This is a genomic window from Brevundimonas sp. 1080 (assembly GCF_040545985.1).
Classification (GTDB): Bacteria; Pseudomonadota; Alphaproteobacteria; order Caulobacterales; family Caulobacteraceae; genus Brevundimonas.
In genome coordinates this window covers 820,747-832,729 of record NZ_JBEPMW010000002.1, presented here as the reverse complement: position 1 = coordinate 832,729, position 11,983 = coordinate 820,747, and the positions used below count along the sequence as shown (strand labels likewise).

Below are 11,983 nucleotides of genomic sequence, written 5' to 3'. Positions count from 1 at the left end.
CAGCTTATGTTCCGCCTACGTTCCTATCGCAAGCGGCGCCTTAGAGGCCGGTGTGGACCAGGCGGCCGGTGCTGAAGCCCAGGGCGCGGACGCGGCTCAGAATGCGGTCGCGTTCGGCCTGCGGCGCATTCTGGTTCCGGTGCCAGATCCACCAGTTCGACTTGTCCGGCAGCCCCATGATGGCCCAGCTGTAGTCCGGGGCATGGTCGTAGACCCAATAGTTCTGGCCCGCGAGCCCGCCGAAGCTGAGCAGGCCGGTCAGGCTGAACCGGAACTTGGCATTGGTCGTGGTGTCGGTGACGCGGGCGTTGGCGCGCAGCGTCTCGACCTTGCCGTCGGCGCGCCGGACGCAGGTGACGGTGATGGCGTAGCGGTCGGCGGAGCCCTGCGGCGTGAAGTCGATCTGCGCCCGGCTGCAGTCCTTCTGGACGTTATTGTGATTGCGCTCGATCTCGAACCACCGGCCGTCGAAGCGGTTCAGATCGACGTTCGACGCCTGGGCGAAGGCCAATGACGGCAGGGCGACGACGGCGGCGACGGCGACGATCAGGCTGGCGCGAAACATGGGCGTATCCTCGTTCGGTTTGGAAGGGATACGACGCGACGACGCGTTCGGTTGTGATCAGCGCTTCAGGCGCGTCCGATTGATCGCCCATTCGTCGCGCGTCTGGCCCCACAGATCGATGGCGATGTCCTGGAGCGGTTGGGGCAGGACGCCCGGCCCGCGATTGCGCGAACCCAACCGTGTCGCGACCGCCGCGGAGGGCAGGTTTTCGGGCGCGATGCAGTGGATTACGTCTTCCCAGCCGAGCACGTCGAAGGCGTAGTCCATCGTGGCTGCGGCCGCTTCTACCGCATAACCCTTGCCGGTCGCGTCGCGATGCAGGCTCCAGCCCACCTCGCGGCCGGGCCAGCCATAGGGGTGAAGCGGCCCGATACGGCCGATCCACTGGCCGGTCTCCTTTTCCAGGATGGAGAACATCCCTTCGCCCGTCAGGGCCCACATGCCCGCGACGGTACAGATCAGGCGCCAGACCTGGGGCGCGGGCTGGACCCCGCCGATGAAGCGGGCGGTCTCGGGATCGGCCATGAACTCAGCCCAGCGCGGAAAGTCCTCAACCGCCGGCGGACGCAGGATCAGTCGTCCCGTCTCCAGCGTCGGCCCCAAGGTCACATGGGGCGGAACGGCGTATGCGGCAGTGGTCACAGCAGATACTCCCGCTCCAGTTCGTAATGGCTGCCGCTGTCGGTCAGGACGCTGGAATACAGGCCGAAGCGGTCGATGCGGATCGGCGGCGAATGCAGCAGATTGTGCCCCGACACCCAGGCGCCGAGCCGGTCGGGATTGGTCTGGGTTTTCAGATACGCCAGGGTCAGATGCGGTTTGTAGGCGCGCGCCTCCATGCCGATCCCGGCGCGTTCGCCAGCGGCCTTGCAGCGCCCGGCCAAAACCGACAGGCGCTCGTTGGGCGTCTCGACCCCAGCCCACAGCGTGTGGCTGCGGTGGTCGTCGCCGAAACAGCCGACGCCCTTCAGCGCGATCTCGAACGGGCCGCCCGTCACGCGCGTCAGTTCCGACGCCAAATCGTCGGCGCGGCGTTCGTCGATCTCGCCATAGAAGGCGAGCGTGACGTGCAGGGCGTCCAGCGGCCGCCACCGTGCGCCGGGCAGGCCCGATTGCCGTCGTTTCAGCGTCTCTGCGACGTCAGGCGGCAGGGTCAGGGCGGTGAACAGACGAAGCATGCGACCGAAAGTAGCGGCCGGAACACAAGCCTCCAAGTCCGGTTTTCCTTGCAGCGCGGGCCTCGGCTCACGATATTCAAAGCCTGTGACCGGAGAAGCCTCTCCGGCCAATCGGAGAAAGTTCGTCGCCATGAGCGATTTCAACAACGGTTACGCCCGTCCTCTGCCGCAGACGGCCGACATGTCGGTCGACGCCGGCCTGCGCAGCTTCATGCTGGGCGTCTACAACAAGCTGGCCCTGGGCCTCGTGGTCGCCGGCGCCCTGGCCTACGTCACCGGCAATGTGCCGGCGGTGCAGCAGCTGCTGTTCGGCGTGACGCCAGACGGCCGCGTTGGTCTGACGGTGCTGGGCATGATCGTCCAGTTTTCGCCCCTGGTGATGCTGTTTGGCTCGATGTTTTTCATGAAGAACCCGACGGCCAAGGGCGTGAACATGCTCTATTGGGCCGTGGTCGCCACGATCGGCGCGGGCCTGGGCATCCTGTTCCTGCGCTACACGGGCGGTTCGCTGGCCACCACCTTCCTGGTGACGGCCGCGGCTTTCGGCGGTCTTAGCCTGGTGGGCTATACGACCAAGAAGGACCTGACCGGCATGGGCACCTTCCTGATCATGGGCGTGATCGGCCTGATCATCGCCTCGATCGTGAACATGTTCCTGCAGTCCGGGACCTTCTATCTGATAATCTCGGGCCTGGGCGTGCTGATCTTCTCGGGCCTGATCGCCTACGACACCCAGCGTCTGAAGATGACCTACTACGCCTTGGGCGGCGACCAGAACGCTATGGGCGTGGCGACCGGCTTCGGCGCTCTGAGCCTGTTCATCAACTTCGTGAACCTGTTCCAATTCCTGCTGGCCTTCATGGGCGGCAACCGGAACTAAGACCTGTCGAAAGACGGATACGGAAAGGGCCCCTTCGCGGGGCCCTTTCTTTTTCAGTGATGGTATGGATACGTCAGGGTTGTGCGGACTAATCGCCCTGAACTGAAAGCGCTTTATGAACCGTCGAACTTTATCGCTCTTTCTTGCTCTGTGTGCGGTGGGCGGCCCGGTCATGGCGCAGGAGCGCCCCGCACTCGTCCAGACATTTTCAATTGCCGAAACAGGGCGGTTGGGTCAGGCGATCTGGCGTCAGGATAGCGCGGCCGCACGCGCCACTGATGCGCTGCTGGCGCAATCTGGCGGTAAGGCGCCCGAAGGGTTGATCGGCTGGATCGTGACGCCGGAGGGTGACGCCCAGCGGGTTCGTTTCCTGGCTGGCGAACCCGATACGCCGCGTGCGTTCAAGGACGTCGTCGTGGATGCGCAGTTCAAGGCCGGTGTGGTCATCGACGCTGAAAATCCCGAACTGACGCCCGAGGAGTTGGCCCAGTTCGCGGCGCGCAACTCTGCGGCCCAAGCCATCGGTCCGCTACGATGCGCCGCGCGGTATAATGCTGTGGTGCTGAAAGACACGGATGGCGAGGGCTGGCTGGTCTGGCTCCTTTCTTCTACGACACAGGCGAATATCGTGCCGATGGGCGGCCACTATCGCTTCCATGTGAGCGCGGACGGCAAGATCGTGGAGAAGCGCGAGCAGCTATCCAGCGGTTGCCTGGATATGGATCGACGGCAAGCTCAACAAGGGGGGCAAACCGTCGGTCTGGTCACCAATATCGTCGTGGCGCCGCAACCTCTGGAGGTGCACGTTTTTCTGTCACTGCTCAATCGACTGCCGATCTACGCGATGGCGGGCGACAAGCTGTGGGCGGTCGAAGGCGCGCGCATCCGTGATGCAACGCCGCCCGCCCGCCGATGATCTATTCCACCACCTGAAACCGGCGGCTGTCGAAGACGCGCAGCACCTGGGCCAGGTCGCGGCCGCGTTTCAGGATTTGGCCGCCTTCGCCGATGACGGCCCACTGGCCCTGGCGGGTCTGAAGGGCAGGTCGCTTTTCGATCCGGTAGAGCGGGGCGTCGCCGCTGCGGCGAAAGACGGCGAACTCGGCGAAGTCCTTATGCCCGACAATGGCGTAGTCGCGCCATTCGCCCTGCGCGACCATGCGGCCATAGACCCTGAGGATCGGGTCCAGTTCGCGGCGGTCGAAGAAGACGGGGCCGGGCGCCGGCGTCGTGTCGTGAGGGTTCAGGCTCATAGGTTCAACTTAGGCCGCTGGCGGCCCGACGCCAGAGGCGGCCAGGAAATCGACGCAGACACGAAATGGCCCCGTTTCGGTCCTTCGCCCGCCCGTATGCGCAACGAAATATCGACCATCGGCTCGTCGGAGTTCGGAAGCGTCCCGGATCCTGAACAGCCCCCCCAGCCCCCCCTGGATGTTTCCAGTTTACGGGCTCCGGCGGCCGATGCTTCCTCCAAGCGAGCGCCCGCCCTGCCTTTCCCCTCCCCCTCCCTGGCAAGGCGGGCGTTTCGCTGTCTGGAGCCTGCCAGCAGCGAAACGTCGGCGTTTGATCCCGCCTAGAGCGACAGGGTCAGGTTCAGGGTCTCTCCGTTTCTGAGCACGGTCGCTTCGACCGATCCCGAGGCGCCCTGCAGGGCGGTGGCGGCCGCGCGAGCGTCGGCGACGGGCGCGCCTGCGATGGCGGTAATCACATCGCCGGCCGTCAGTTCGGCCTGGGCGGCGGGCGAGCCGGCCGCGACGGCCGTGACCTGGGCGCCGCCGTCCTGGTCTCGCAGCGTCGCCCCATAGGCCAGCACCGACTGGGCCCCAACGATCACGGGCTGATCAGCGGGTGTCTCGACCGCCAGCGACGTGGTCGCTTCGCGTCCTCCGCGCAGATAGGAGACGCTGAGATCCGAGCCCGGCGCGGCGATGCCGATGGTGGCGTTGACCGAGCCGGCGTTGGCGACTGGGCGGCCCTGGATCCGGGTGATCACGTCGTTATGGCGCAGGCCCGCGCGTTCGGCTGGCGATCCCGGCGCGACATCGGCGACGACGGCCCCACGCACGATGCCCAGGTGCAGATCGCGCGCGCGTTCGGCGTTCAGCGAGCCGAAGATGGCCCCGGTCGCGCCGCGCTTGACCTCGCCGTTCTTCTTCAGCTGGTCGGCGACGTAGAGCATGATCCGCGTCGGCACGGCGAAGGCGATGCCGTCATTGCCGCCGCCGAGGCCTCCTGACAAGATCGAGGTGTTGATGCCGATCAGCCGGCCCCGGCTATCCAGCAGCGGCCCGCCGGAGTTGCCAGAGTTTACGGCCGCGTCGGTCTGGATGTAGTCCTCGACCGCATCGCCCAAGCCTGAGCGGTTCAGGCCCGAGATGACGCCCATGGTCAGGGTCTGGTCCAGGCCCAGCGGATAGCCGACCGCGAAGGCGAGGTCGCCGGTGCGCAGGGTGTCGGAATCCACCGTCTGGACCTGTTTGAGGTTCAGCGGCCGACCATCGGGCGTGATGCGAAGCACGGCGATGTCGGTCGCCTTGTCCGCCCCCACCAGCACGGCGTCGAACAACCGGCCGTCCGTCAGATCGACGGTGAACTTACGCCCGCCCTCGACCACGTGATTGTTGGTGATCACCAGCCCCTCGGCCGCATCGACGATGACGCCGGAGCCGGAGGCGTACGGTTTGGGGTCGGCCGCGTCCGAACTTGGACCACGCGACTGGCCCAGGGTCGTGACCTGAACCACCGCCGGAAGCGAGCCCTCGAGCCCCGACGAGAAGCTGAAGACCCCGCGCCGGGCGTCATAGGGCAGGCCTGCCGCGCCCGATTGCGCCAGCACCGGCGTCGCCGAGGCCATCAGGGCCAGGGCGACGGCCATGGAAGAGGCGGGCGAAAGGCGGATCGGCATGGGCATTTCCTTGATCGAACGCCGACCCTAGACCGAGTTTTCGTTTCTGACGATGGGTCTGAAGCGAGCGGGTCGCGCGTCGGTCACGTCCAATGAACAGATCACGATGGGGGTTGCGTCGCCGGCCGTCCGGCGTGACCATGAGGCGACGAAGCAGGGAAGGCCGCCGCCATGAGTCAGACGACGATCGACCGCCGCCGTTCGGGCTCGACCGCGTTCGACCGCCTCTTCCGCGACCATCCGCGCGAGGTCGATGAAACCTATCTGCAGCATATGGTCGCCTCGGCTGGTTTCGGCTTCAAGCTGCTGGGTCTGGCGGGCGCCGCCTTCGCCCACGCGATCGTGCCGGGCGTGCACAAGGCCACCGTCTCGACCGCGATCCGCAGCATGGCCAAGGACATGGGCGGCCGGGCCGAAGAGGCGCGCGAGACCCGAATGCGCGACGCCGGCGTCTGGGACGTGGGGCTCTAAGGGCGGTCAAATCCGCCCCGGCCATGCAATCGCCGGGATCCGTGCTATATAGGCCGGCTCAACCTCACGCAGGATCGCCGCCTTGAGCATCACGCTCGATCTTTCGCGCGTCTCTAACGCGCCCGCCGTCAAGGCGCCCGTCAACCTCAGCGGTCTGACGCGCGCCGGCCTGCGCCAGGCCCTGATCGACGCGAACGTCTGTCCGCCCGAGAAGGCCAAGATGCGCGCCAGCCAAGTGTGGAGCTGGATCCACCACTACGGCGTGACCGAGTTTTCGGCCATGAGCAATGTCGCCAAAGACATGCAGGCCAAGCTGGCCGAGCGTTTCACCCTGGCCCGCCCCGAGGTCGTCGAGCGCCAGGTGTCCAAGGACGGCACGCGCAAATGGCTGATCCGCACCGCGCCGGGCATCGAGATCGAGACCGTCTACATCCCCGACGTGGGCCGGGCCGGCGCCCTGTGCGTGTCCAGCCAGGTCGGCTGCACCCTGAACTGCACCTTCTGCCACACCGGCACGCAGAAGCTGGTGCGCAACCTGACCGCCGCCGAGATCGTGGCCCAGGTCCAGGTCGCGCGCGACGACCTGGAGGAATGGCCGTCGCCCAAGGAAGACCGGCGCCTGTCCAACATCGTCTTCATGGGCATGGGCGAGCCGCTCTACAATCTGGACCACGTCGCCGACGCCATCGACATCATCTCGGACAATGAGGGCATCGCCCTGTCGCGCCGTCGGATCACGGTCTCGACCTCGGGCGTGGTGCCGCAGCTTCAGGCCTTGGGCGACCGGACGGCGGCCATGCTGGCCATCAGCCTGCACGCCACCAACGACGCGCTTCGCGACGTGCTGGTGCCGCTGAACAAGAAATACCCGCTGGACCAGCTGATGGCGGCGATCCGGGCCTATCCGGGCCTGTCGAACGCGCGGCGGGTGACGTTCGAATACGTCATGCTGAAGGGCGTCAACGACAGCCCGGAAGAGGCGCGGGCGCTGCTGAAGCTGATCGAGGGCATACCGGCCAAGATCAATCTGATCCCGTTCAATCCCTGGCCCGGCGTCGAATACGAATGCTCGGACTGGAAGACGATCGAACGCTTCGCCGCCATCCTGAACAAGGCCGGCTACGCCAGCCCCATCCGCACCCCTCGCGGGCGCGACATCCTGGCTGCGTGCGGTCAGCTGAAGTCGGAGAGCGAGAAGATCAGGGCTTCTGCTCTGCGGAAGGCGGAGCAAGAGGCGGCCTGATCCTGATGCCCTCTCTTGATGAGAGGGCACAACCTTCGGACACATAATGTCACGCAGTGTGTCCCCGGCGCGCTTGCGGATTGGGGCGACAATCGGGCAAGGCGTCTGGGCATGGACCCCTCCTTGTCGAACGTCCTTTCCAGCGCCGAGGTGCAGGCTTTCGCCTCGGGCTTCCCGGTCATGGTGATGCACCTGATCGTGACCCTGCTGCTGCTTGCGGCGGGGGCGACGGTCTATGCGCTGCTGACGCCGTGGAAGGAGGTCGCCTTGATCCGTCAGGGCAATGTCGCCGCCGCCATCGCCTTCGCCGGCATTCTGGTGGGGCTGGCCGTGCCGCTGGCGGTGTCGCTGGCGGTGTCGACCTCGGTGCGCGACATCGCCATCTGGGGTGTGGCGACCGTGGTGCTGCAGCTTCTGGCCTTCCGGGTCGTGGACCTGCTGCTGACGGGCCTGCCCGAGCGGATCCGCCACGGCGAGATTTCGGCGGCGGTGGTGCTGCTGGGCGCCAAGCTGGCGACGGCCGTGATCCTGTCCGCCGCGCTGACCGGCTGATCGGCCGGAGCGATGCAGTTTCCCCGCCTGCCGGACTGGGCCATCTATGGAGCGGTGGCGGCCGTGTTTCTGGCGGTGTCCCTGGGGCGACGCGAGAACGCCGATGCGCCGCCGGTCGCGGAGGCCGACGCCGATGTCGCCGAGGGCGCGCTGTTGGGCCCCATCACCCCCTTCGACGCCGCCGTAACCGTCGATGCGGGCGAGGCGCCGTTCAAGCCGTCGTCGGGCACGGCCTTCTCCATCGCAGGACGGGGGCGCTGGGTGACGGCGCGCCATGTCGTCGAAGGATGCCGCAAACCGGCGCTGGTGGTGGGCGAGGGGCGGGCGGTCGCAGCCGACGTCCGTCTGGCGCCGCGCGCCGACGTCGCCTTGCTGATCACCGACGGCGGTCCCGCCGCGCTGCCGGTCGCGGTCGAGGCGCCGCTGCGCAAGGGTCAGCGCGCCTTCCATCCGGGCTTTCCTCAGGGGCGTCCCGGCGAGGTGACATCACGCCTGCTGGGGCGCGAGACGCTGAAGGTCTTCGGGCGCGGCGCGCGCGACGAGCCGGTGCTGTCCTGGGCCGAGGTCGGACGCACCAACGGGCTTGAGGGCACATTGTCGGGTCTGTCCGGCGCGCCGGCCCTGGATGCGCAGGGCCGCGTCGTGGGCGTCACCATCGCCGAGGCGCCGAGGCGGGGCCGGATCTATACCACGGCGCCCGAAACCTTCGGGCCGGCCATCCGCGGCGAACAGACGCCAGCCGACGACGCGCGCGGTCAGACCATCACGACCGAGGATTACGGCCAGGTGTCCAACCGGTTAAGGCGCGACCTGCGCGTGGCCCAGGTGGTGTGTCTGTCGGTGTAGCGGACGGAAATTGTACGCGGCGAGAAAGGTGCAATGGCGTGCAATTCGGCGGCAAAGGACGGAAATCGTTTGGATAAATCTGCACTCGAATTGGACGTGTGCAATTGTTGAGGCAGGTCGGGCCCGGCCTTGAGACCCAAGGGCTCGGCGTGGGGATCGCGATGTCAAAGATCGGGGATGGATCATATCCCCGTTCGACGCCTGTATGGGTGATTGTCGACGGCGGCCCGAAAGTCCCTGAAAAGAGACGACTTCGGTTCTGAAAATAGGACGGCTGGCGGCCGATCCCCCTCCTTCGCCGCAAGGGAAGGAGGGGGCTTGCCGATCCGGTCTTACTTCAGCGAGCCGGTGTTCAGGTTCAGGGCGCCCGCCTCGATGACTTCGAGGTTCGGATGTTTGGCGCGCAGATCGTCCAGGAACTTCGAGCCGTCGCCGACGATGACCAGGCTGGCGCGGTTGACCGGCAGGTGTTCGGCGAAGGCGGCCTCGACCTGTTCGGGCGTGACGGCGCGGACCCGGCCGGCGTAGTCGGCCAGATCGCTCATCGGCAGATCATAGAGCGCCAGGTTGGCGACTAGGGCGCCCAGGCCGTCCACCGTCTCCAGCGAGCGGCCGAAGCCGCCGATCAGGGTGGCGCGGCGCGGGGCCAGATCGGCCTGGGTCGGGGTCTCGGTTCCCAGCTTGGCGATCTCGGCCAGGATCAGATCGGCGACCTCGTCGGCGGTCTCGTTCTTGGTCTGGGTCGAGGCCGTGAACAGGCCCGCATCCGCCCGTGCGCCCAGCGACGACGAGGCGCCGTAGGACAGACCGCGCTTGATGCGGATTTCCTGGTTCAGGCGCGACGAGAAGCCGCCGCCCAGCAGGGTGTTGCCGACCGTCAGCGGGAAGAAGTCCGCATCGGTGCGCGACACGCCGCGAACGGCGGCGACGACCGCGGCCTGACCGGCGCCGGGCTGGTTCACCACGACGATGCGCGGCGCCAGGGGCTGGCCGGCCGGATTGGTCGCAGCGGCCGGGGCCGCGCCGGCCGGGCGCCAGTCGCCGAACGCCTGTTGCGCCAGGGCGCGGGCGGCGGCCGGCGTGATGTCGCCCGAGAAGACCAGGGTCGCGTCCGACGGCCGGTAGCGGGCGGCGTGGAAGGCGGCGACGTCGGCCGCCGTGATGGCCGGGACCGTCTGCTGGGTGATCGTCGCGCCATAGGGGGCGTCGCCGTAGATGACGCGGCCGACCGTCATGCCGGCGATGGACGCCGGCTGGCTGAGGGCGACGCGCAGGCCGTCCAGGGTCTGGGCCTGCTGACGTTCAAGCTCTTCGCCGGCGAAGGTCGGGTTCTTCACCAGATCCGCCATCAGGGCGACGGTCGCCGGGAAGGCGTTCGACGGCGCGTTGGCGTAGACGTTCGAAAAATCGACACCGGCCGATGCGCCCACGCTGGCGCCCAACTGTTCGATCTGGGTGGCGATTTCGGGCGCGGTTTTGGTCTTGGTGCCCTGGGTCAGAAGGGCGGCGGTCATGGCGGCGACGCCAGCCTTGCCCGTCGGATCATCCGACGAACCGGCGTCGAAGCTGAGGCGGGCCGAGACCAGCGGCACGCCGTCGGTCGGGGCGACCAAGACGCGCAGGCCGTTGTCCAGGCGGAAGTCGGCGACGGTCGGCGTCACGGGTGCGACCTCGGCGCCCGGCTGAGGCAAGGGCTTCCGCTCCGCCTCGGGCAGCAGGACGGCGGGCGGGCCGGCGGGGGCCAAGTCGGCGACCTTCACGGGGGCGTCCACGTTCATCTTCTGGACCGAGGCGGGGTTCTGATCGTCGGCGGCCAGGAAGGTGATCGTCGACTGGCGCTGCGGCGTCAGATATTTGCGGGCGACGCGCTGAATGTCGGCGACGGTGACGGCCTGGATCTGGGCGACCTCTTCGTCCGCGGCGGCGGCCGAGCCGGTGTTGATCAGCGAGAAGCCCAGGGCGGTCGCGCGGTCGTCCACCGTTTCGCGGCTGCGCAGCGTATTGGCGACGATCTCGTTCTTGGCCTCGTCCAGTTCAGCGGCGCTGACAGGCGTGTCGCGCAGCTTGCCGATTTCTTCGTTAAGGGCGGCGATGCCTTCCTCGGCCGTGTGACCTTGGGCCATGATCGCCAGGGCGGACAGATTGCCGGCCTGCTGCGAGAAGTCGGGGGTCGAGCCGATCTGGGCCGCGATCTGCTTGTCATAGACCAGCGAGCGATACAGGCGGCTGGATTCGCCGGTGGACAGGATGCCGTCCAGAACGGTCAGGGCGGCGCGGTCGGCGTCAGCGTATTTCACCGTCGGCCAGGCGACGACGGCGGCCGGCAGCGGCACGTTCGGCGCATAGTAGGTGACGTTGCGCGGACCCGTCGGCTCGGGCTCAACGACATTGTTGGTCGGGATCGGCGTGGTCGGGTTCTTCAGCGGGCCGAAATACTGATCGACCCATCGGTCCAGTTGAGCCTGATCAAAGTTGCCGGCCACGATCAGATAGGCGGCGTCGGGACGATAATAGGTGGCGTGGAAGCGGCGCACGTCCTCCAGCGACGAGGCCTCCAGCTCCTCGATCGAGCCGATGCCCGGACGGCGATAGGGGCTGTCCTGATAGATCGTCTCGGGCACGAACAGGCCAAACAGGCGGCCGTAGGGGTTGGCGAGGATTCGCTGACGATATTCCTCCTTCACTACGTCGCGCTCGGCGACGAAGGTCGGCTCGTCCACGACCAGCGAACCCATGCGGTCGGCCTCGGCGAACAGCATCCGCTCCAGATGGTTGGCGGGCACGGTCTCGAAATAGGCGGTGGTGTCGTCGGCGGTGAAGGCGTTGTTGGAGCCGCCCACGTCCTCGGTCAGCCGGTCGAAGGTCTCGGGCGGCAGGTTGGTGGTGGACTTGAACATCAGATGTTCGAACAGGTGGGCGAAGCCCGAACGGCCGGCTGGATCGTCCTTGGAGCCGACCTTGTACCAGACCTGGACCGTGACGTTCGAGGTGTCGGCGTCACGCGCCGAATAGACCTCCAGCCCGTTCGCCAGAACGCGCTTGGTAAAGCCCAGCGGGGGCACGGTCACGCCCTGCGGCGCCTGCCCCGTCGATTGAGCGGCGGCTGCGGCGGGCGCGGCGCCCTCTGCGAAGGCGGGGGCGGCGAGGCCGAGAAGGAGAGCCGAGGCGGCGGCTGTGGCGATCAGACGGGATTTCATGAGAGGCTCCGAAGCCCGGAACGCCGGGCGGCGAGACCGTATCAGCGATTGGGCGTCTTGCACCTTACCGAGATGTAATGAAGCGGAGGGAGCGCAGGTCGTTCATGGACAAATCTCCGGCGGCGATCTATTCGCCCAATGTCGCA

At 67.2% G+C, this 11,983-nt stretch carries 12 protein-coding genes; 6 read left to right on the top strand and 6 right to left on the bottom strand.

Going from position 1 to position 11,983, the window contains the following annotated elements:
* Positions 1-40 precede the first annotated feature (40 nt).
* The 3 genes from ABIC32_RS09480 to thpR are packed head-to-tail and all read right to left on the bottom strand — an operon-like array spanning position 41 to position 1,743.
* Complete coding sequence (locus ABIC32_RS09480) at positions 41-565, bottom strand: lipocalin family protein (RefSeq protein WP_199060145.1); 525 nt, start codon at positions 563-565, stop codon at positions 41-43.
* Between the two features lie 57 nt (positions 566-622).
* Positions 623-1,207, bottom strand: a complete 585-nt coding sequence (locus ABIC32_RS09475) for a GNAT family N-acetyltransferase (RefSeq protein WP_354073981.1) — start codon at positions 1,205-1,207, stop codon at positions 623-625.
* Positions 1,204-1,743: an RNA 2',3'-cyclic phosphodiesterase gene (gene thpR, locus ABIC32_RS09470; RefSeq protein ID WP_354073980.1), complete on the bottom strand. Its 540-nt coding sequence runs from the start codon at positions 1,741-1,743 to the stop codon at positions 1,204-1,206. The genes ABIC32_RS09475 and thpR overlap by 4 nt, the downstream gene beginning before the upstream one ends.
* A gap of 130 nt (positions 1,744-1,873) precedes the next feature.
* Here thpR and ABIC32_RS09465 point away from each other — a divergent pair, with 130 nt between their 5' ends.
* Both ABIC32_RS09465 and ABIC32_RS09460 read left to right on the top strand, forming a co-directional pair.
* Positions 1,874-2,623: a Bax inhibitor-1/YccA family protein gene (locus ABIC32_RS09465; protein WP_185224981.1), complete on the top strand. Its 750-nt coding sequence runs from the start codon at positions 1,874-1,876 to the stop codon at positions 2,621-2,623.
* 172 nt (positions 2,624-2,795) lie between these two features.
* Entirely contained in the window at positions 2,796-3,539 is a 744-nt protein-coding gene (locus ABIC32_RS09460; RefSeq protein ID WP_354073979.1) for a hypothetical protein, read from the top strand.
* A gap of 1 nt (position 3,540) precedes the next feature.
* Here the strand turns inward: ABIC32_RS09460 and ABIC32_RS09455 are convergent, their stop codons facing one another.
* Together ABIC32_RS09455 and ABIC32_RS09450 are read right to left on the bottom strand one after the other, a co-directional pair.
* Positions 3,541-3,876, bottom strand: a complete 336-nt coding sequence (locus ABIC32_RS09455; protein WP_354073978.1) for a DUF2794 domain-containing protein — start codon at positions 3,874-3,876, stop codon at positions 3,541-3,543.
* Between the two features lie 320 nt (positions 3,877-4,196).
* A complete protein-coding gene (locus ABIC32_RS09450; RefSeq protein WP_354073977.1) occupies positions 4,197-5,528 on the bottom strand; it encodes a trypsin-like peptidase domain-containing protein in 1,332 nt (443 codons plus the stop codon).
* 171 nt (positions 5,529-5,699) lie between these two features.
* Here ABIC32_RS09450 and ABIC32_RS09445 point away from each other — a divergent pair, with 171 nt between their 5' ends.
* The 4 genes from ABIC32_RS09445 to ABIC32_RS09430 all read left to right on the top strand — a co-directional run bounded on the left by ABIC32_RS09445 (position 5,700) and on the right by ABIC32_RS09430 (position 8,640).
* Positions 5,700-5,999, top strand: a complete 300-nt coding sequence (locus ABIC32_RS09445; protein ID WP_055807241.1) for a DUF6356 family protein — start codon at positions 5,700-5,702, stop codon at positions 5,997-5,999.
* A gap of 82 nt (positions 6,000-6,081) precedes the next feature.
* Positions 6,082-7,242: a dual-specificity RNA methyltransferase RlmN gene (rlmN, locus tag ABIC32_RS09440; protein ID WP_354073976.1), complete on the top strand. Its 1,161-nt coding sequence runs from the start codon at positions 6,082-6,084 to the stop codon at positions 7,240-7,242.
* A 111-nt stretch (positions 7,243-7,353) separates the two neighbouring features.
* Positions 7,354-7,794 (top strand): DUF350 domain-containing protein, encoded by a 441-nt coding sequence (locus ABIC32_RS09435; protein WP_091751531.1) that lies wholly within the window; start codon positions 7,354-7,356, stop codon positions 7,792-7,794.
* Positions 7,795-7,806: 12 nt separating this feature from the next.
* Complete coding sequence (locus tag ABIC32_RS09430; RefSeq protein ID WP_295188813.1) at positions 7,807-8,640, top strand: S1 family peptidase; 834 nt, start codon at positions 7,807-7,809, stop codon at positions 8,638-8,640.
* A 332-nt stretch (positions 8,641-8,972) separates the two neighbouring features.
* Here ABIC32_RS09430 and ABIC32_RS09425 read toward each other — a convergent pair whose 3' ends face one another.
* On the bottom strand, positions 8,973-11,837 hold the full coding sequence (locus tag ABIC32_RS09425; RefSeq protein ID WP_354073975.1) for a M16 family metallopeptidase: 2,865 nt from the start codon (positions 11,835-11,837) through the stop codon (positions 8,973-8,975).
* Positions 11,838-11,983 lie beyond the last annotated feature (146 nt).